We start from the raw sequence: 19,841 nt of genomic DNA, 5'->3' as shown, positions 1-19,841 counted from the left end.
CCTTTTAAGAGGAGATCCTTACAAATTATTTTCATGCCCGGTAAACCGTTTTGATATTTACGAACTCTTTGATGCCCAGGTGCGAAAGCTCTCTGCCATATCCGGATTGTTTGATACCCCCAAAGGGCAGGCGGGGATCAGACTTTACGAATGCATTGACGAAACAGCAACCCGCCTCGAGTTCTTCTGCAGCTATTCGTTCAGCTCGATCTGCATCCCGGGAAAAAACGGCGGCTCCAAGTCCAAAGTCGGAATCGTTGGCTATCCGGATGGCTTCTTCCTCATCTTTTACCTTGATGACGGAAGCTACCGGACCAAAAAGCTCTTCCTCGTAGGCCGGCATGTCCTCTGTTACTTCTGTCAGTATTGTTGGTGGATAATAGGAACCCTTGCGAGCGGGTATTTCTCCCCCTAAAACACACTTTGCCCCGGCTTCTATGCTTTTCTTAACCTGATCATGGAGTTCATCCCTGAGGTCTTCGCGGGCCATGGGACCGACATCCGTACCTTCTTCAAATGGATCGCCGATGCGCTTCTCTTTCATCAGTTCGGTGATCTTCTCTAAAAAAGGATCATAGTTATCCTCAACGACAATAAACCGTTTGGCGGCAATGCAACTCTGTCCACTGTTGATTAGCCGGGAAGTAACACAGGTTTCAGCAGTTTTTTCGATATCGGCATCGGCCAAAACCAGGTAGGGATCACTGCCGCCCAGCTCCAATACCGTTTTTTTGATTTTGTTTCCGGCAGTGGATGCTACCGACATACCGGCTCTTGTACTTCCCGTAAGCGTAACGGCCGAAATGTGTTCAGTTTGGATGAGCGACTTTACCTGGTCCCGATCCGCAAGAATCGTCCGGAAAAGCGATTCCGGAATGCCCGCATCATGCAGAAGTTCTTCAATGGCAAGGGCGCAGCCGCTAACATTCGAAGCGTGTTTTAAAATAGCCGCATTCCCCGCCATCAGTGCCGGAGCAGCGAAGCGAAACAGCTGCCAAAACGGGAAGTTCCAGGGCATAATAGCTAAAACTGTACCCAATGGATTGTATGTGATATAGCTTTTATCGGCATCGGATTCAATGAGTTCATTTTCGAGAAATGTTGCAGCATGATTGGCGTAATAGTTACACACCCAGGCACACTTTTCACTTTCGGATATCCCTTGGGACAGGGGCTTACCCATTTCATACGCCATGAGCTCGGCATACTCTTCTTTATTGGATTCCAAAAGGTCGGCTACTTTTCGCAAAAGGGTAGCACGTTCATCAAAACTACGCTTGCGCCACTTTTGTTGCGCCTCATTGGCTTGTTGTGCAATAGTTGCAATTTCCGGACTATTCATATTAGCATATGAGGCAATAATCTCGCCTGTGGCAGGATTTATAGATTTCATAATATATCTCTTTTCTCCGAATTTACTTGAGGTATCATAACCTAAAAAAGGAGAGCCACATTCCTTTTGATAAGTTTGATGAGAGTAATATTAACTAGCGCGGGAATTATGTTTCGCGCTATAGATAACTTGATATCTCTCAAGCATTCTTCCTATTCCGCTGCAATCCGATAGATTTTGCCATCAAAAGCGCAGATGTACAGTTCATTATCGGCATCTACACCAAAAGAAGAGATATTAACATCTGTATCAATAAGTTCAGTATTCTCAGGATTTTCCATGTCAGAAAAATCGAGCGACCAGATAAGGCCAGAGGCATAATCTGCATAAATATATGTCCCCTCCAGGCCAGGCAGAGAAGGTCCGCGGTAAACAAAGCCGCCGGTTACCGATACACCCTGATTCCGACCATATTCCCAGATGGGAAGTTCTAAACCCGATTGATCGCAACCAGTTTCGGGACTAAAACAGTGCATGCCTTCCATGATATTCCAGCCGTAATTACCACCGTTCTCTACAATATCAATCTCTTCATAACTAACCTGTCCTACATCGCCCGCCCACAACTGATCGGTCGCCGGATCAAAACTAAATCGCCATACATTACGCAGACCATAGGCATAGATCTCTTCCCGGTATCCCTCTTCGTTACCAGCGAAAGGATTATCATCAGGGATGCCATAGTTTTGGCCGTTTTCCTGGCTGTCTACATCTATGCGAAGGATGGTACCAAGCAGCGTCGTCCGGTCTTGGCCATTCCCCTCTGGATCTCCCCCAGAGCCACCATCTCCAACCGCAATGTACAGGTAGCCATCAGGTCCGAAAGAAACCTGTCCGCCATTATGATTACCAAACGGCTGATCGAAAGAGAGCAGCACCTCTTCGCTCGATACTTCCGCCTGGTTTGCATCGCCGGAAGATACCTGGAACCGTGAAATATGGGTCGTAGAATCCGGCGTGGTATAATTGACATAGAAATAACCGTTATTCTCGTAATTGGGGTGGAAGGCCAAACCGAGCAATCCTTCCTCATTTCCGGAATCGTCTACCTGGTCTTCAATATCCAAAAAGGTTGTTGCATTTTGGATAGAAGGGTCATTAGGAAAAACGGATATGATACCCCGCTGCTCAACTACAAAAAGCCGATCGCTGCCATCTCCGGGATGCTGAAGGTCTACCGGACGGGTAAATTCCAGTTCCGGAAAAGCTGCTTCGATGGTATAGGAAGTATCAGCCGGGGGTTCTTCATCATTGGGGGAATTATCCATACAACCAGTTGTGAATAAAAGCAGGGCAAGAAATATCGAATACATATCTACGGAGGATTTCATAGGTCAATGTTATGACTAAATGATAATTAGCAAAAATAGGTACTATTTTTTAGTCCTGAATTCGGGGATTTGCGTTATTTTGCAAAATCAGCATAAACAGAAAATGAAAATAATTCCCTCAATTTCCTAATATCCCTTCTTCTTCAAAACTATATTTAACAAGTTGTTAATCTACTTTGATAGTTTTAATTATATATACATCACGAAATTATTTGTTTATAAAGAAGAAATCCTTCTTATAAACAGATTGACTCAAAATAAAAATAGTCGCATATTATTTTCTGAATAAATTATTGAGAACATGAAAACCACCCTCAGCCTCATATCTTCTATCAGTATTGATCCGAAACTATAAAGGAGTCAATATTTATAGATTTTAGCCTTTCTTTTAAGGCCGCCCTGTGCTTGTTCCAAGACATCTTTTCTCTCCTGCTGTTATTACCTATTAAAAGTTTGAGTAATGGTATGAACAATAAATTGGATGAATCATTTTCTGAAAATCTTAGCCCCCCTAACCAGCAAAGTCTTTGGAAGGATATTGTAGGCTCTGTAAAGGGAATGGAGTATGACTTTACCTCTGGCAGCACAGGGCGGGCCATATTACTGCTTTCCATTCCTATGGTATTAGAGATGATGATGGAATCAGTATTTGCTGTAGCAGATATATTTTTCGTCTCAAAATTGGGTCCCGAGGCGGTTGCAACAGTCGGTATTACCGAATCGCTTATGACGGTTTTATACGCCATTGCGATGGGATTGAGTATGGGCACCACGGCCATCATCTCCAGACGGATCGGAGAGCAAAATAAGAAGAGTGCCTCTGTTGCGGCTGTTCAGTCAGTCTTGATTGGTTTAGCCGTGTCGTTACCGGTCTCGGCGGCCGGCCTTTTTCTTTCGCATGAGCTGCTCGGTCTGATGGGAGCATCTGAAACGATTATCGGCGAGATGTATCCCTATACAATGATTATGCTGGGAGGAAATATGGTTATTATGCTTCTCTTTATTGTAAATGCGGTATTTCGAGGTGCGGGTGATGCGGCCATTTCTATGCGGGTGCTCTGGTTCGCAAACCTTCTCAATATTGTTCTAGATCCGATTTTAATTTTTGGATGGGGACCTATTCCTGCGATGGGTATCACCGGAGCGGCTATAGCAACTACATTCGCACGAGGACTTGCGGTCGTTTACCAGTTTTGGATGTTGGCGGGAAGAAGTAGTCGAATTAGGATTAGACGTCGCGACTGGAAGCTAAATTTGGACGTAATGAATCGACTGGTAAAAGTATCTTTAGGAGGTATTGGCCAGTTTTTAATATCCACGGCAAGCTGGATAGGTATGGTACGAATTATAGCGGAGTTCGGAAGTACGGCCTTGGCAGGTTATACGATCGCCATACGTATTGTGATGTTCTCTTTATTGCCTTCCTGGGGGATGAGTAATGCAGCCGCTACGCTGGTGGGACAGAATCTTGGTGCGGGAAAACCGGCACGGGCAGAACGATCGGCTTGGATCTGTGGATTTGTAAATACAGCCTTTTTGGTCTTGATCGGAATCTCCTTTTTCCTGTTTTCCGAAAACCTGATCCGGTTATTTACCCCGGATATTCATGTGATTGATATTGGAGCGCGGTGTCTGAAAATTATTGCTGTTGGATACCTTTTTTATGGGATGGGTATGGTTATGGCTCAGGCATTTAATGGGGCCGGTGATACGGTAACTCCTACATGGCTTAACTTCATTTGTTTCTGGATGATCGAAATTCCATTGGGATGGTTCTTGGCAATGAGTCTTGATATGCAGGAAGACGGTGTGTTTTGGTCCATCGTAGTTGCCGAATCCATATTCGGAGTACTCGGGATGTGGGTTTTCTCCAGGGGCAGATGGAAAAATAAAGAAGTCTGAGACACCGTAAAAAATAAAAGCAGAAAACAGACTCCTTTAAATAATATCCTATAACCAGAAATGTGATTGGATAAAATGAAATGGTTCCAGCGTTGCCTTAATAACTAGACCTTATGCATTTATTTCTCCTACCCCTGACATCTGACTGCTACATAAAAATGTTATTGTAATGACTTTATGAAGGTCATTATAATGACTCTTACTGTCTTATTAAGGTAACTCAGGGGCTGCTCCGGTGAGTAGGCGGATACAAGTAGATATGATTGTATTATTTTGTTTCGGGAATACTACGATTATTCACTGCAGGGGACATTTTCCTGATCTTCATCCCAGCAGGCTTTTTCCCCGTTGTTGACATCCGGAGCAATAATATATCCGGCCTTGGTATCTACATTCCACTGTATGATGGTGGTTTCATCAGCTTCTGCATTGTAAAATTCTATTGTCTTGAATACACCGTCAAAGTCATAATCGATGTAACTGCCAGATGCTACCGACAGGTCAGAAAGGACTTCTAATCTTATCTGGGTACTATCACCCTGAATATCCCAGTCGATTTCGGAGAGTTTCTGATCATCTTCGGAATCCTTCAACCCATAATAGGTCCATACGCCCTGTGCTCCCATATTCTGGGTTGTACCGCCAAACACCAGGTGTTCTTCAAGGTTCAAGTGGTCTGCGGTTACAAGGAAGGACCAGTTAACAGCGGAAGAGGAAATGCGTTCCGCTATAAGGCGTACATCAAAACCATTGGTATTTGAAGAATATTGATAACTCCATTCCCACTGCTGCTCTTCATTAAGCTGGGCAACGGTATCTTCAGCTGCTTCCAGCAGGTTTTTGGGAATGAGAAGATGTGCTTCTATAATTTTTTTCATAAAACCAGCCCGAAATACCGCCTGTACAAAATAATCGGTATCATCGGTTGTTATGCTGCTCTTAGACTGTGGGCTTTCTGTAAGGGTAGACATGTCGATATCTATTGAAGCCGCCGGCGGAAGTTCCGGGGGTTCATCGGTAAAAGAAGAAGGATCATCAGAGCAGGAGATCAACAGGAGGCAGCTAATGGTCGAAAGTAATAGTAGTCGTTTAATCATCGGTATATCAGTTGGGTTCCTTTTTATTGTTGTATACCAACTTTACGGAAAAATGTTCTCTACCCAGCTATATCTGACTGCTGAAATGGTCAACGGTATTATTGATGGTTTGCAGGCAAGATAGCAGAAGCTCGTGTTCAATAATGAGTGGAGGGGCCAACCGTACCAGCGTATCAGAATGGAGGGTCCACCCTAAGATGATGCCTTTTTCAAAGCACGTTTCCACCACTTTTTTGGTCAAATCCCGATCCTGTAGTTCCATACCCAGCATAGCTCCCTGTCCCCGGACTTCAGTAATAGCATTGGCCGTGAGTGTTTCCCGGGTTATTCGTTCTATCTGACGAGCCTTATCCCCGTAGTTGCCGTCTAACAGTTCCCGAAGGGTAGCATGGGCGGCGGCTGAAGAAACCGGATGTCCGCCGAAGGTGGTTACGTGATTCAGCGGAGGGTTGTACATAAAGGATTTGAAAATATCCGAAGAGGATACAAAAGCTCCCATAGGCATACCCCCGGCCATCGCTTTTGCCAGGCAAAGGATATCGGGAACGACCTCGTACTGTTGAAATGAAAAAAGAGATCCCGTGCGGTAGAAACCCGTTTGGATTTCATCAAAAATAAGCAGCGTACCCGTTTCATTACATCGCCGTCGTACGGATTTTAGCCACTTTTTATCAGCGGGGATAATACCGCCTTCACCCTGAATGGGTTCCATAATGACTGCAGCAGTGTCTTCATCAATGGTATCCAGGTTGGTGTGGGAGTTGAATTCTAAAAAATGAACGTTGGGTAGCAAGGGTAGGTAGGGATCCCGGTAAACGTCACGTCCGGTAACGCTTAGCGATCCGTGTGTATCTCCGTGATATCCGTGATGGAAGCCGATTAGCTTGTGGCGGCCGGTATACTTTTTAGCGAGTTTGAGGGCACCTTCATTGGCTTCGGTACCGCTGTTGACAAAATAGACGCGATCCAGACTATCGGGCAGCTGGGAGGTCAGCAGATGGGCATAGTCAGACTGCGGTTTCTGGATATATTCCCCATAGACCATCACGTGCAGGTGACGATCAACCTGTTGCTTTACTGCCTGGACGACTGCGGGATGGCGGTGCCCCAGGCTGCTTACCGCTATGCCGGAGATAAAATCGACATATTGACGTCCATCGGTCGTAGTAATATAACATCCTTCAGCGCGTTCTACTTCCAATCCCATCGGGGCGTCGCTGGTTTGAGCTACGTGTTGATAAAAAGCAGATTTTTGATCCACAAGCAGAGAAATGTTTTTAATGATTAATGGTAATGGGTATAATACGGTTTGTTAAAACCTTAATTTTTAAATGCGTTGAGCCTCCTAATGATGAAAGATAAACTCAGATATTCGACTTTGAAAAATATATTTATTGGCGTACTAGCCGTTCTTTTTGGTCTTTCCGCAACTGCATTTGTATTTAATAATGAAGAATCTTCCTCACAATCAGAGGAAGAGTGGATTACGCTTTTTAATGGAGAAAACCTGGAAGGCTGGACTCCAAAGTTTACCGGCTACGATCTGGGGGTCAATTATAATAATACTTTCCGGGTAGAAGATGGACTCCTGACCGTATCTTATGAGGACTGGGATGAGTTCCAGGGAGAGTTCGGACATCTGTTTTACAAAGATTCTTTTTCTAATTATAAAATTCGTGCAGAATACCGGTTTGTTGGTGAGCAGGTTAAAGGAGGCGAAGGATGGGCTATCCGCAATAATGGATTGATGCTGCACGGTCAGGATCCCGCAACGATGGCAAAAGACCAGGAGTTCCCGGTTTCTATTGAAGTCCAGTTGCTGGGCGGCAATGGTGAAGATCCGCGTACCACGGCCAACCTCTGTACTCCGGGCACCAATGTGGTTATGGATGGCGAGCTTTTTACTCCGCACTGTACATCTTCCGATTCTGAAACCTATCATGGCGATCAGTGGGTAACTGTAGAAGTGGAAGTCCGGGGAAGTGAGGTTGTAAAGCATTTTGTGAACGGGGAGCAGGTAATGGATTATACAGAGCCCCAATATGACGAGCGAGATGGCACGGCCCAGCCGCTGATTGAGGGAGATAACCTATTAATCGACAGCGGAACCATATCCATACAGGCTGAAAGTCACCCAACCCAGTTCCGTAAAATTGAAGTATTGCCGCTGGATGGATAGGTTGCCATAAGTATTGCAAAAATACTGAATCTTAAATTTGAGCTAAAGCAGAGAAGATGAATTTATAGGTCTTGATGAGTTATATAGCTATTGTCATAACATCTGTATTATTAATCAGCAGCTGTGGTAGTTCGGAAGAGAGTAAAAAGAATCAACACCGCAGTACTGCTGATTCCATTGAAAAAACAGAAAATATGTCCGATGCCAAAGCCGATACCATCCCAACTCCGGAACCGCCCGGACCCGGACTGCCACCGGGACAGGCTGAGGTAAAAGGAGAGATCCTGGAGATTATAGAGGAGAGAGAGAACGATAAAAAACTGATCCGGTTACAAATACAAGAGATTCTTGAATACGGTCGATCTACATCGCAGATAGCAGCAAATGATACCCTCACTGTTCCGTTCCGGAAGGAAGAATATAATTTAAAGACCGGTCAACAAATTACCATCATACTTCAGCAGAATATTATGTCTGCAGAAAGCAAACCTATATCTGCCTGGTCGTTAGTAAAGGTTAAAAATTAATAAACTAGAATCACATGAGGAATACCGTTACCAGACGCATAATTTATATTTCAGGAGTGATGTTGTTGCTTCTGGCAGGAACACTCTATTATTATTCTGCTTCTGTCCCGTCGGATAAAGAAACGGAGCTGGCTGACCAGATTGAAGAACAGCTGGGTAAAATGGATCGGGCCGAGAAGAAAGTCGCCCGTTCCGAATACTTTTTTAAATTGATGCGCGATCCGGCAACCAATTCTATTCCTCCTAATATTCGAAACCGAGAGCTCGACTTTGCGCGTACCCTCCCCAGCATAGAACAGGTTCAAAGTCGGATGAAGGCTAAAGATCCTACATTCCAGGCCGTGGACTATAGTTGGGAGCAGGCGGGCCCCTTTGATGTGGGGGGACGTACCCGGGCCCTGGCCGTTGATCAGCGCGATCCAAATATAGTATTGGCCGGCGGCGTTTCCGGAGGCATGTGGAAATCTACGGATGGAGGAAACAGCTGGAACCTGATGACGCCGGACCTAGCCAATTTAAGTGTAACCTCGGTAGCCCAGGATCCTAATAATCCGGATACCTGGTACTATACTTCGGGTGAAGTAATTGGTAATTCGGCAAATGCTACTGGAGCTGCCTATTATGGTGAAGGCGTTTACAAATCGACAGATAATGGAAATTCATGGAGTCTTCTGCCCCAAGCCAGCTCTAATACAAAGGGATTGGTCGATCCTTTTAATACGGTGAGCCGTGTTGTGGTAAATCCGGCTACCAGTTCGGTATTCATCGCCAGCACGGGATTCGGTATCTATCGCTCTACAGATGGAGAAACGTTTTCAGGCCCTGTGCTGGGTGAATCCGGGGAGCAGCTTTATACCGATATTACGGTCGCATCAGACGGAACACTGGCGGCTGTTATTTCTGAAGCTGATTTCGATGATCAGCAGTCAACGGACCCTTCTCATAGCCACAATCCTGGCATATTTATTTCTACGGATGACGGCAATAGCTGGACAAGTGTAACGCCAGATGCTTTTCCTGATACCTATCGCCGGAGCGTACTAACCTTTGCCCCAAATAATCCCGATGTTCTGTATGTGTTTACCCTTAAAGGGGCAAATAATACTGATAACCAGGGAGTTAGTTTTTTTAAGATAAATCTGGCGACCGGTGATCAGCCGGAAGACCGGGCAGGAAATCTTCCGGATTTTCGTGATAACAGCGGAGAGGGATCGGGCTATGTAGAACTGCAGGGAGGATACAATATGGAACTGGCCGTTAAGCCGGATGATGAAGATTATGTGTTTGTAGGAGCAACTAATCTTTTTCGATCGACCGATGGTTTTGCGACCTCTCCCTCTGGAGGATACGATGAAGATAATGAAGACCAAAAGGACGAATATTGGATTGGGGGATATAATAAAAACAATGGTTTTGCTTCCTATCCGGGTCAGCACCCGGATCAGCATCGGTTTATTTTTCCACAGCCTGAGACTAATCCCAACTTAATGTGGGCGGGACACGACGGGGGTTTAAGCTATACCAGTGATGTAACAGCTTCATCGGTAAGCTGGGAAGAACGCAATGAGGGGTATGTCACAACACAGTTTTATTCTTCTACTTTACCTAAATCATCTGATGATGAAGTGCTTGCAGGGGGCACCCAGGATAACGGAACGCCTTATTTCCCCATGGCGGGAACGGTTAGTCAATCTACTCAGGATATTTCTTCCGGTGATGGAGGGTATTCTTACTTTACGGAAAACTATCTCTATGTTTCCCAGCAAAATGGAGCGGTTATTCGGTGGGAAAGAGATTTTAGTGGTTTCGCCTATGTTTACCCTTCTTCGGCAACGGACCAATTATTTATTCATCCGTATGAGATTGATCCGAATGATGAGAATATCATGTATTACCCGGAAGGAAATCATATCTGGCGCAATACAAGTGTGGATGATATTCCCAATGCTAACTCCAGTGATGGGACAACCGAAGGATGGGAAGAGCTAACAGATGTTTCTGTTGGAGGAGTCTATTCTATTTCTGCTTTGGAAGTCTCAACAATTCCGGCCAATGTGCTATATTTGGGAGGTTATTCTTCTAGTGGGCAGCCAGTCATTCAGCGTTTTGAGAATGCCCATACTGCTACAGATGGAGCAACGGATGTATCCTTGCCCAGTAATTCTGAGCTAAATGGAGCATACATCAAAGACATTGCCATTAATCCTGCCAATGCCAATGAGGTAATGGCGGTACTTTCCAATTACAACATTACCGGTCTGTATCACAGTACCGATGGGGGACAGAATTGGACGGCGGTTGAAGGGAATCTTACGGGTAATAATAACAATCTGGGTCCCTCGCTTCGCTCTGCTTCCATTATTCCGGCGGAAGGCGGAACCGTTTACCTCTTGGGTACCAGTACGGGACTTTATTCAACCCAAAATCTAAACGGCTCGAATACTGAATGGGGTCAGGAAGCCGAAAGTGTCATTGGGCATGTGGTTACGGAACATATCGCCGCTCGAATTTCTGATGGGGATGTGGCTGCCGGCACGCACGGACGAGGGATGCTTTTTGGAGATTTTGGAGGCACGATAGCCGGCGATTTCCCTTCTATCAATCTGGATGTGGCCGAAAAACAGGTTGGGGAAGAACTGGTTATCAATGCGGTTAACTTTGAGTTCAGTTCTACATTATCCGAGAATGAAGTGACCTTAAGGGATATTCATAACGATGAAACTAAAGAGACCCAAGCTGAAGTCATCAGCGTATCAGAAAATAATTCGTCCCTTACTATTGAAGTTCCAAGGGATGCAACCTTGCCTGATGCTGAAGATCAGGAGGTCCAGCTTAAGGTAACATCCGGTGATACAGAGCCGGCTGCCGTTACTTTTACTATTATACCACCAGGCAGCTTTGCCTTATATCAGAACTATCCGAATCCTTTCCGGGGATCAACTCATATTCCTTTTGATGTATCCGGTGATAGCGAGGTGACGCTTGAGGTTTACTCGATCAACGGCCGGAAGGTCAAGGAGCCCATTTGGCAGGAAAGCTTTAATGCGGGTTCGTATGACGAGCAGATCGATCTGTCCGGGCTGGCAAGTGGTATTTATATCTATCGATTGGTCGCCCAATCTGGAAACCAAACACAGATGAAGTCAATGAAAATGACCTTGATCAAATAAGAAATTAAAACCTGTCAGCGTCTCGGCTTTACGAGACCTGACAGCGTTTGGTTGGAAGCTATAGCAAGAAACAACGCTGACAGATCCGCTGGCCGCGGATGCTGTCAGGTTTTCCTGAATTATATCCATTCTTTAATAAGCTGGACGAACTCTTCCTGAATATCTTCGGTCCTGTTATCGGCATACCATTTGTGCAGTTTTTCACCCCATTCTTTGTTGCTGATTTCCGAATCATTTTTCCATTTCATCGCTTTTTCCTGGGCTTCCTTGGGTCGAGGTCCCCAGCTGCCGATTTCTTCCAGTGTTTCCGCATCGAGACAGATTAGCTTTGGAATAGAGCGCCCACCGTTCGTAAGGTATTGATCCATAATATCCAGGTGTTCATCCCGGAGAATTAGCTTGAGTTCAATATTGTCGGTTTGATCGGCCATTTTCGCAATTACCGGAATGTTTTGGGCCGCATCGCCGCACCAAGCTTCGGTAAGAACCAGCCAGATCCATTGCTGCTCCACCGACTCTAACGCTTCCCCAAGTTCAGCTTTCAGTAAGGTCTGTTTGTCGAGGCGGTTCATACGGTGGACATTCATTTTAGTATATTTCACCATTCCCTCCGAATGATTTGAACCGGTGGTTTTATTCTCGTTCAGGAGGTTGTCGATCATGGTTCGATATTCTTCATAACTCATCGCCTGTTCTATAATGGTTGGGGTAATTAGCTGTTCTGCTGTTTCACTCATAAATCTATTTTGTACTATTTTTTTGATTTTTTTGTTTTGAGACAGGAACAACGGTTTTACTGCATAAACCATTCAACAAGGGGGAGGGAATGCAAGAAGTCATAATGCTTAGCCAGCAGTGCCAATATTAGGAAAGAAACAAATGCCAGAGAAGTACGATATTTTATCTGCATGACACTTTTATATTCATCCGTTTCTTTGTTTTGGACTAATACTTTTTTGAGCTCCCTATGGATCAACAATCCGATAATAATTCCAGCGACACCGAATACCAGGCCCAGCCTCAGATGGCGCAAGGTGATAGCTAATGCGGTTAAAAGTAATCCCAGTATAAATGTAGATTCAAAAAAACGTATAACGATATGCCTGCCATAGGAAATGGCAAATGTTCGGTCTCCACGGTCACGATCCTCTTCCTGCTGGTATAGTTGGGATATGGGATACAGGCTTAGTAAAATGAGAGTAGCACCGACGCCGGCAATCCAAACAGAAGGATACAGGGGACCAAAACCTGTAGCATAATATCCCATCAGTACGGAATTAAAGCCTGTACTGATTCCAATAGCAAAAAGACTTTTATGCGGGTGTCCTTTCCATCGGGTCCAGGGAGAGGAATAGAGCCAAAAGAGTAATATGCTTAAGACATAAATTCCGACAAAAAAGGTTCCCACCGGGAGCGCAATCAATAGCCCGATCATCTGGATCAGCAAAGAGGCAAACCACATCCACTGAGTCATTTCTGGTGGATTGGTCAAACCACCAATGGGTCCCTTGTCACGATCCCAGAACGAGTTATAGGCTGTGGCCCCTCCAAATAAAAGCACGTGTATATTGAAAAACTGGACCAGAAACCATCCGGTATTAAAATTTTCACTTAAAAGAGCACCTAATAAAAAAGGTCCTGATAGAATAAACAGCTGATAATGGAGTCGGAGATGTAACAAAAAGTGCCAAATCTGAGTCCTCCGGCTGGTTTTATCTCCTTTTAATGCAGGCATCCACAACTGTTATTTGATATTTTAATACAGCATACCATTTTTGAATTTATCAATCCACTGAAAGATTGCTATCTTTTAAAACTATGATCGCTACGAAAAAAGATTCTGTTCCAGCTTATATTCAATACCGACTTTCCCCGGATCAATGGAAGGAAAAACGGTTGGAGCACCGGCAAGTGGTTTCCCGTTTGATTGATGATTATCTGGAGAAGCGTAGTCGCCAGCAGAAAGATCCTGTGATGGATTTTCTGTTTGAATATTATGCTTTTCGTCCTTCACATCTGCGAAAGTGGTCCCCGGGTGTTGGTATGCTTTTGATAAATGGGAAACAGGTAGACTGGTCTTTTAATGAGATGACTTCTATTGGGGAAGATTGTTTCTTAGATATCACTCATTTTTCGGCTGATCGTATTTCTTCATTAAAATGGATTCTTGATGTTATAAAAAAGTCATCGGATCGGAAACCATCCTTTGGTTGTTTCGGGATGCATGAATGGGCCATGGTGTATAAAACTAATAATATCCGTCATGACTATCTCTCATTGAGAATAGAGATGGATGAGCTGGCAGAATTTGTAGAATCACGTCCACTGGTATGTACTCATTTTGATGCCTTCCGGTTTTTTACCGAGGATGCCAAACCACAAAACAAGTTTGAGCTTAATCGCGATAAGTTCTCGGAGATGGAACAGCCGGGATGCCTGCATACAAACATGGATTTATATAAGTGGGCTTTTAAAATGTATCCGTGGATTTCAGGAGATACTCTGCGCAGGGCTTTTAAACTAGCTGTAGAGACACGGGTCATAGATATGAAAGCAAGTCCATATGACTTGCGCCACCGGGGACTTGAACCTATTAAGATTGAGACCGAGGAAGGGCGGGCACAGTATGTAAAAGAACAGAAGAAAATTTTTGAAAAGGCAAAGCCGATCCGCGAGACACTCATTAAAGAGTATGAGCAGCTACTAAATATAGCTGAACAGTCTGATCTTCAGTAAATCCTCATCGTAAATTTCCTGAAATTATAATAAGGTCAGAAGTGGTTGAGATTTATCGCTTCTAAAAAGGCCCCTTGTGCACGTTTGAGATTTCCTAATTTTTTATTCATATCTCGTTCCTTGTTTTATATATTCAGGGAACGGAACGGTACGATTTTTTTTGTAGCATTAATTAACATCTGAATTCAAAAAAGATTTTATTTATGTCTGACACGCCTTCTACTATGATGGAGCTGGGCAACAAGGCTCCGGACTTTAAATTATTTGATACGGTTAATAATCAGTTGGTATCTCTGCAGGACTTTGCCAATGCAAAAGGACTTTTAGTTGTATTTATGTGCAATCACTGTCCATTTGTACAGCATATTTTAGATGAATTTGTAGTTGCTGCGCGTGATTTGCAGCAGAAGGGAATAGGGGTTGTTACTATCAGTTCAAATGATGTAGCTAACTATCCCGATGATAGTCCCGTGAAAATGGCTGCTCTTGCTCGGGAAAAACAATTCTCTTTTCCGTATCTGTATGATGGCACACAGGAAGTAGCTAAAGCCTATAAAGCAGCCTGTACGCCCGACTTCTTTCTCTTTGATGAAAATGACGAACTGGTCTATCGGGGGCAGTTTGATGACAGTCGTCCTGGAAATGATAAGCCGGTAAATGGTAAAGATCTTCGGGAAGCTGTTGAATTACTACTGGATGGAAAAGTGAAAGAAGATCAAAAGCCAAGTTTAGGTTGTAATATTAAGTGGAAAAAGGGGAACGCTCCCGAATATTATGGTGGATAGCTCATCGGAGCGACAGGACATTGAGCAGATCCGGCGCGATTTTGCAAAAGAAGAGCTGAGCGAATCAACTATCGAAGGTAACCCTATTCAGCAATTTTCTGTTTGGTTTGACCAAGCTCTCTCTTCTGATCTGCTCGATGCCAATGCTATGACTTTATCGACTGTCAGTAAAAGGGGCATTCCATCTTCCCGTATTGTGTTGCTTAAAGGTGTGGACGAACAAGGGTTCCGTTTTTATACAAATTATAAAAGCCGGAAAGGGACAGAACTGGCTGAAAATCCCCATGCTGCGCTGTGTTTTTATTGGGCACCTTTGGAAAGGCAGGTGCGAATCGAAGGCAAGGTTCAAAAGATGAATCGGGATCAGTCAGAGATCTATTTTCATAAACGTCCGCGTTTAAGTCAGTTGGGGGCTTGGGCTTCGCAGCAAAGTAGTAAAGTGGAATCCCGGGAGAAGCTTGAGACTCAGTTTAAGGAAGTAAAAAAGCAGTTTGAAGGAGAAGAAGTTCCTTTACCCGATTTTTGGGGAGGATATCGACTCATTCCTGATCGTATAGAGTTTTGGCAGGGACGCCGGGGACGACTTCACGATCGTATTTGTTATGAAAGAAAAAATGATGGTTGGGAAGTCTTCCGTTTATCTCCCTAGCTAAGCAGGAAATAAGAATATGGGTAGAAGTAAACTTGAACGCTTTAGTGATATCGAGCGCTTTAAAAATGTTTTTGAATATACGGATTATCAGGACTCATCATCTGAAAAACCGAAGGGCCGATGGAAGCAGGAGGTATTTAAAAATGAGAAGCCTATTACTTTGGAATTGGCCTGCGGGAAAGGGGAGTATACACTCTTTTTAAGTAAGCAGTTCCCGGAAATAAACGTTGTGGGTGTAGATATTAAGGGTGCCCGTATCTGGAAGGGAGCACGGCAGGCACTACAGGAACAACGTTCCAATGTTCATTTTCTTCGAATATATATCGATCATTTGGACGAATATTTTGGTACTGATGAAGTCGATGATATCTGGATTACATTTCCAGATCCTTATCTAAAGGGAAGTGACCGAAATAAACGGCTAACTTCTCCTAAATTTTTGAAGATATATCAACAGTTTCTTCGCCCTGGTGGATCGGTGCGTCTGAAAACGGATAACAACCAGCTTTTTAGCTATACTTGTCGGGTTTTGGAAAGAAACAACTGTGAGGTTATCAAAAGTGTTGAGAATATTTATCAGGAGTGCCCCGATGATGAACTTCTTACCCATAAAACCTATTTTGAGAGAAAACATCTGATGAAAGGCAGAGCAATATCCTACCTGCAATTTTTACTTCCTGAAAGCCCCCTTTGAAGCCTGGTCGGGAGTAAAAAAATATTTGGATTTTGAGATTGGCAGGATGAATATTCGGTTATGGAGATAGGAAAAGGGATATAAATAATTCTTTTGAAATATTGCTTTATCCCCTAATAAATGTTTAATTACTGTTAGTTAACACCGTTAACCAATGATTATATGAAAGATATCAAAAGGGTGGATCTTAAGCGTAGAATAGTTGATGCAGCACGTGAAGTGCTATTATCAGAAGGATACCGCAATCTTTCGCTACGGAAAATAGCACGAAAAATAGATGTGAGTGCTACCAGTATCTACCTTCACTTTGAAAATAAAGATCATCTTGTTCATACCCTTATTGAGGAGGCCATTGAACGATTAAACGAACGTCTAGAAGAGAGTGTGCAATCTGAGTCGTCTCCTTTAAAAATGTTGGAAAACTTGGCTTGGGCTTATGTGCAATTTGCCCTTGATCATCCCCGCGAATACCAAGTCATTTATCTTGTAAGTTCAGACCAGATGGCACGATATCCCCGAGAAAAATTTCGAAAGGCCCGGCAAGGATACCAAATTGTAATTGAAGTCCTGGAAGAGGGGGTTGAAGCAGGGACTATTGAAGAGCCAAAACCGAGCATCGCAGCCTATACTTTTTGGGCGCAGCTGCATGGTGTGATGTCGGTGGTTTTGTCAAGGCGGCTAGATACACGTATTGATCAGAACGAATTTATCGAAGAAGCCATTGAACATATTATAAGTGCTTATCAACAAAAGACCGTATCTGATGTGAAGGAAGTTAGCAGGAAAAATAATATTTAAACCGGAGAAAAAAATATGGATTTTCTAACTGAGAGTTTAGGTTTTTTATTACAGTATCCACTCTGGGCTGTAATTGTGAGCATGGTGATTGTCGCCACGCTTTTTGCATTCTGGGGTACGCCGCTCTGGGTTTGGGCCATAGCCGGATTTCTAGCCTTGTGGGGATTTTCGGCTCCAACCTGGCTTTTTGTTGTTTTTGCAGCGCTGGTGGTTGTATTCAATATAAAACCTATTCGACGGACGCTTCTTACAGGTCCTCTTATGAAGTTGCTGGATGCCATGAACTTTTTGCCTCAAATTTCTGATACTGAACGCACTGCAATTGAGGCTGGCAATGTGTGGGTCGATGCCGAGCTTTTTTCTGGTAAACCAAATTTGAAACGACTTGCAAACGAATCGTATCCTGAATTAAGTGAAGAGGAGCAGGCATTTCTTGATGGGCCTGTTGAAGAATTGTGTTCAATGGTCTCCGATTGGGATGTGTTTGTTCGTAAAGGATTTACGGATGAGGTTTGGAAGTACATGCGCGAGAATAAATTTTTCGGGCTTATTATTCCCAAAGAATATGGTGGACTTGAGTTTTCCGCTTCCGCTCACAGTGCTATTATTACGAAGCTTACATCTCGGTGCGGTCCTCTGGCAACAACGGTTATGGTTCCTAATTCACTAGGGCCAGCAGAATTATTGATGCATTATGGGACCAAAGAGCAGAAAGACAGGTATTTACCTAAACTGGCAACGGGGCAAGAAATGCCCTGCTTTGCGCTCACTGAACCTACTGCTGGTTCCGATGCAGGAGCAATGACCGCCGAAGGAGTAGTATTTAAGGGGGAAGACGGCGAGCTTTATATTCGTCTTAACTTCACCAAGCGATATATCACCCTTGCGGCTATTTCAACACTGATCGGATTGGCGTTCAAGCTCCGGGATCCTGAGAATCACCTTGGGAAGGGCGAGTACCTGGGTATTACTTGTGCTCTAATTCCCAGTGATACCGAGGGGATCAAACTAGGGCGTCGCCATGATCCGTTGGGCGTGCCGTTTTATAACTGTCCTATTGATGGAGAAGATGCGGTGGTCTCTGTTGATCAAATTATTGGTGGACCAGAACAAGCCGGCAACGGTTGGCGCATGCTCATGGAATCGCTTGGTGTGGGACGTGGTATCTCATTGCCGGCGCAAAGTATGGGTGGCGCCAAAGTAGCCACCAGGGCGTTGGGAGCCTACACGTCTGTTCGTAAACAGTTTGGCATCAATATTGGTAAATTCGAAGGAATTGAAGAACCAATGGCACGTATTGGAGGGTTTACTTATCTGATGGATGCCGCCCGACGTTATACCTGTGCCGGGCTCGATATAGGAGAGAAACCTTCCGTTGTTACGGCTATAGCCAAGTACAACTTTACCGAGCTGGGACGTCAAATAATTAATGACGCTATGGATATACAGGGTGGAGCAGCTATCTCGCGAGGCCCGCGCAATATTTTTGCTCATACGTATACAGCCACTCCTATTGCTATTACCGTAGAAGGGGCGAATATTTTGACCCGCAGCCTCATGATCTTCGGTCAGGGAGCTATTCGATGCCATCCCTATGCTTATGATGAAATAGATGCACTAACCCGGGGAGATGTGAAAGCATTTGATGATGTATTCTGGAAGCATATTGGACATGTGGGTCGCAATAAAGCACGAGCATTTTTAATGTCGCTTACCCGCGGAAAGATTGCTTCCTCGCCGGTTGGTGGTCCTGCAGCCAAGTATTATAAAAAGCTTGCTTGGGCTTCAGCTTCTTTTGCCTTTCTGGCAGATATTGCTCTTGGCTCTTATGGGGGAGGACTTAAAATTAAAGAAAAAATTAGCGGTCGGTTCGCCGATATTCTGAGCTGGATGTATCTGGCTACAGCCACCTTGCGGCGCTATGATGCCGAAGGTCAAAGAGAGGATGATCAAATATTTTTTGAGTGGTCTATGGACTACGCCTTTGCCCAAATCCAGGAAGCCTTTGATGCTATCTACCGTGAAATTAAAGTGCCGGGGCTTAGCTGGCTGTTCCGTGGCCCCATTGCTCTTTGGTCGCGCATGAATCGTATTGGTAGTATGCCCTCAGATATGCTTGGACACAAGGTGGCCCAAGCCATGCAGAAACGAGGCGAGCAGAGAAACCGCCTGACTTCCGGTATCTTTACGCCGGAAGATAAAGAGGAAGCATTGGGTCGATACGAATATGCGTTTAGACTTTCGGAGGAAGCAACACCAATGTACAAGAAAATTTATAAAGCCACTAAGAAAAAGGAACTGCCAAAAACACAAGCACGTTTTGTAATTGATCAGGCATTAGAGAAGAATATCATCAACGAGGAAGAGGCGGAATTGCTACGCAAAGCCGAAGACGCTCGCGTTGATATGGTACAGGTCGATGAGTTTACTCTCGAGGAGTACCAGAATCAAACGCCCTCTTCACCTAAAATAGAAGAAAGCGCACATCCAGAAGAAATAACTAAGTAGCATTACTGCTTAATTATTATCAGCCAGACCCCGGCGATTGAAATAAATCGTCGGGGTTTTTTATGTAGA

At 44.3% G+C, this 19,841-nt stretch carries 16 protein-coding genes; 10 read left to right on the top strand and 6 right to left on the bottom strand.

The annotated features are described in order from the left end of the window. Positions 1 to 31: 31 nt before the first annotated feature. Both ABEB05_RS07590 and ABEB05_RS07585 read right to left on the bottom strand, forming a co-directional pair. Positions 32 to 1,393 (bottom strand): NAD-dependent succinate-semialdehyde dehydrogenase, encoded by a 1,362-nt coding sequence (locus tag ABEB05_RS07590; RefSeq protein WP_265788956.1) that lies wholly within the window; start codon positions 1,391 to 1,393, stop codon positions 32 to 34. Between the two features lie 152 nt (positions 1,394 to 1,545). Beyond that, a complete protein-coding gene (locus ABEB05_RS07585) occupies positions 1,546 to 2,661 on the bottom strand; it encodes a PQQ-dependent sugar dehydrogenase (RefSeq protein WP_265788955.1) in 1,116 nt (371 codons plus the stop codon). A 528-nt stretch (positions 2,662 to 3,189) separates the two neighbouring features. Between ABEB05_RS07585 and ABEB05_RS07580 the strand changes: the two genes are divergently transcribed. Beyond that, on the top strand, positions 3,190 to 4,626 hold the full coding sequence (locus ABEB05_RS07580; protein WP_265788954.1) for an MATE family efflux transporter: 1,437 nt from the start codon (positions 3,190 to 3,192) through the stop codon (positions 4,624 to 4,626). 293 nt (positions 4,627 to 4,919) lie between these two features. Here the strand turns inward: ABEB05_RS07580 and ABEB05_RS07575 are convergent, their stop codons facing one another. Beyond that, positions 4,920 to 5,723 carry a hypothetical protein gene (locus ABEB05_RS07575; protein WP_265788953.1) on the bottom strand — a complete coding sequence of 268 codons (804 nt, stop codon included), beginning with the start codon at positions 5,721 to 5,723 and terminating at the stop codon, positions 4,920 to 4,922. A 67-nt stretch (positions 5,724 to 5,790) separates the two neighbouring features. Continuing rightward, a complete protein-coding gene (locus ABEB05_RS07570; protein WP_265788951.1) occupies positions 5,791 to 6,984 on the bottom strand; it encodes an aspartate aminotransferase family protein in 1,194 nt (397 codons plus the stop codon). A 117-nt stretch (positions 6,985 to 7,101) separates the two neighbouring features. On the opposite strand from ABEB05_RS07570, the gene ABEB05_RS07565 reads away from it, so the two are divergent. The 3 genes from ABEB05_RS07565 (at position 7,102) to ABEB05_RS07555 (ending at position 11,599) form a co-directional block, all read left to right on the top strand. Continuing rightward, complete coding sequence (locus ABEB05_RS07565) at positions 7,102 to 7,902, top strand: 3-keto-disaccharide hydrolase (protein ID WP_265788949.1); 801 nt, start codon at positions 7,102 to 7,104, stop codon at positions 7,900 to 7,902. A 74-nt stretch (positions 7,903 to 7,976) separates the two neighbouring features. Continuing rightward, entirely contained in the window at positions 7,977 to 8,429 is a 453-nt protein-coding gene (locus ABEB05_RS07560; protein WP_265788947.1) for a hypothetical protein, read from the top strand. Positions 8,430 to 8,443: 14 nt separating this feature from the next. Continuing rightward, the gene (locus tag ABEB05_RS07555) at positions 8,444 to 11,599 is read left to right on the top strand and encodes a T9SS type A sorting domain-containing protein (protein WP_265788945.1); all 3,156 of its coding nucleotides are present in this window, start codon (positions 8,444 to 8,446) and stop codon (positions 11,597 to 11,599) included. A gap of 119 nt (positions 11,600 to 11,718) precedes the next feature. On the opposite strand, the gene ABEB05_RS07550 is transcribed toward ABEB05_RS07555, so the two are convergent. Both ABEB05_RS07550 and ABEB05_RS07545 read right to left on the bottom strand, forming a co-directional pair. Further along, positions 11,719 to 12,336: a thioredoxin family protein gene (locus ABEB05_RS07550; RefSeq protein WP_265788943.1), complete on the bottom strand. Its 618-nt coding sequence runs from the start codon at positions 12,334 to 12,336 to the stop codon at positions 11,719 to 11,721. A gap of 56 nt (positions 12,337 to 12,392) precedes the next feature. Then, on the bottom strand, positions 12,393 to 13,334 hold the full coding sequence (locus ABEB05_RS07545) for a UbiA family prenyltransferase (RefSeq protein WP_265788941.1): 942 nt from the start codon (positions 13,332 to 13,334) through the stop codon (positions 12,393 to 12,395). A gap of 83 nt (positions 13,335 to 13,417) precedes the next feature. Here ABEB05_RS07545 and ABEB05_RS07540 point away from each other — a divergent pair, with 83 nt between their 5' ends. The 6 genes from ABEB05_RS07540 to ABEB05_RS07515 all read left to right on the top strand — a co-directional run bounded on the left by ABEB05_RS07540 (position 13,418) and on the right by ABEB05_RS07515 (position 19,772). Next, complete coding sequence (locus ABEB05_RS07540) at positions 13,418 to 14,335, top strand: 3-methyladenine DNA glycosylase (protein WP_265788939.1); 918 nt, start codon at positions 13,418 to 13,420, stop codon at positions 14,333 to 14,335. 203 nt (positions 14,336 to 14,538) lie between these two features. Then, positions 14,539 to 15,120, top strand: a complete 582-nt coding sequence (locus ABEB05_RS07535) for a thioredoxin family protein (protein ID WP_265788937.1) — start codon at positions 14,539 to 14,541, stop codon at positions 15,118 to 15,120. Then, the gene (gene pdxH / locus ABEB05_RS07530; protein ID WP_265788935.1) at positions 15,110 to 15,769 is read left to right on the top strand and encodes a pyridoxamine 5'-phosphate oxidase; all 660 of its coding nucleotides are present in this window, start codon (positions 15,110 to 15,112) and stop codon (positions 15,767 to 15,769) included. The genes ABEB05_RS07535 and pdxH overlap by 11 nt, the downstream gene beginning before the upstream one ends. 19 nt (positions 15,770 to 15,788) lie before the next feature. Further along, positions 15,789 to 16,466, top strand: a complete 678-nt coding sequence (gene trmB / locus ABEB05_RS07525) for a tRNA (guanosine(46)-N7)-methyltransferase TrmB (protein WP_265788933.1) — start codon at positions 15,789 to 15,791, stop codon at positions 16,464 to 16,466. Between the two features lie 162 nt (positions 16,467 to 16,628). Then, positions 16,629 to 17,264: a TetR/AcrR family transcriptional regulator gene (locus ABEB05_RS07520; RefSeq protein WP_265788931.1), complete on the top strand. Its 636-nt coding sequence runs from the start codon at positions 16,629 to 16,631 to the stop codon at positions 17,262 to 17,264. A 15-nt stretch (positions 17,265 to 17,279) separates the two neighbouring features. After that, on the top strand, positions 17,280 to 19,772 hold the full coding sequence (locus tag ABEB05_RS07515; protein WP_265788930.1) for an acyl-CoA dehydrogenase: 2,493 nt from the start codon (positions 17,280 to 17,282) through the stop codon (positions 19,770 to 19,772). The last annotated feature ends 69 nt before the right edge of the window (positions 19,773 to 19,841 follow it).

This window comes from Fodinibius salicampi, from assembly GCF_039545095.1.
GTDB lineage: Bacteria > Bacteroidota > Rhodothermia > Balneolales > Balneolaceae > Fodinibius > Fodinibius salicampi.
The sequence above is the reverse complement of the archived record's forward strand: the minus strand, read 5'-3'. Positions and strand labels throughout refer to the sequence as shown.

Excerpts from the sequence above, each read along its gene's own strand:
- ABEB05_RS07590 (WP_265788956.1), bottom strand. The coding sequence starts at position 1,393 with ATGAAATCTATAAATCCTGCCACAGGCGAGATTATTGCCTCATATGCT.
- ABEB05_RS07585 (WP_265788955.1), bottom strand. The coding sequence starts at position 2,661 with ATGGATAATTCCCCCAATGATGAAGAACCCCCGGCTGATACTTCCTAT.
- ABEB05_RS07580 (WP_265788954.1), top strand. The coding sequence starts at position 3,190 with ATGAACAATAAATTGGATGAATCATTTTCTGAAAATCTTAGCCCCCCT.
- ABEB05_RS07575 (WP_265788953.1), bottom strand. The coding sequence starts at position 5,723 with ATGATTAAACGACTACTATTACTTTCGACCATTAGCTGCCTCCTGTTG.
- ABEB05_RS07560 (WP_265788947.1), top strand. The coding sequence starts at position 7,977 with ATGAGTTATATAGCTATTGTCATAACATCTGTATTATTAATCAGCAGC.
- ABEB05_RS07555 (WP_265788945.1), top strand. The coding sequence starts at position 8,444 with ATGAGGAATACCGTTACCAGACGCATAATTTATATTTCAGGAGTGATG.
- ABEB05_RS07550 (WP_265788943.1), bottom strand. The coding sequence starts at position 12,336 with ATGAGTGAAACAGCAGAACAGCTAATTACCCCAACCATTATAGAACAG.
- ABEB05_RS07545 (WP_265788941.1), bottom strand. The coding sequence starts at position 13,334 with ATGCCTGCATTAAAAGGAGATAAAACCAGCCGGAGGACTCAGATTTGG.
- ABEB05_RS07540 (WP_265788939.1), top strand. The coding sequence starts at position 13,418 with ATGATCGCTACGAAAAAAGATTCTGTTCCAGCTTATATTCAATACCGA.
- ABEB05_RS07535 (WP_265788937.1), top strand. The coding sequence starts at position 14,539 with ATGTCTGACACGCCTTCTACTATGATGGAGCTGGGCAACAAGGCTCCG.
- pdxH (WP_265788935.1), top strand. The coding sequence starts at position 15,110 with ATGGTGGATAGCTCATCGGAGCGACAGGACATTGAGCAGATCCGGCGC.
- trmB (WP_265788933.1), top strand. The coding sequence starts at position 15,789 with ATGGGTAGAAGTAAACTTGAACGCTTTAGTGATATCGAGCGCTTTAAA.
- ABEB05_RS07520 (WP_265788931.1), top strand. The coding sequence starts at position 16,629 with ATGAAAGATATCAAAAGGGTGGATCTTAAGCGTAGAATAGTTGATGCA.
- ABEB05_RS07515 (WP_265788930.1), top strand. The coding sequence starts at position 17,280 with ATGGATTTTCTAACTGAGAGTTTAGGTTTTTTATTACAGTATCCACTC.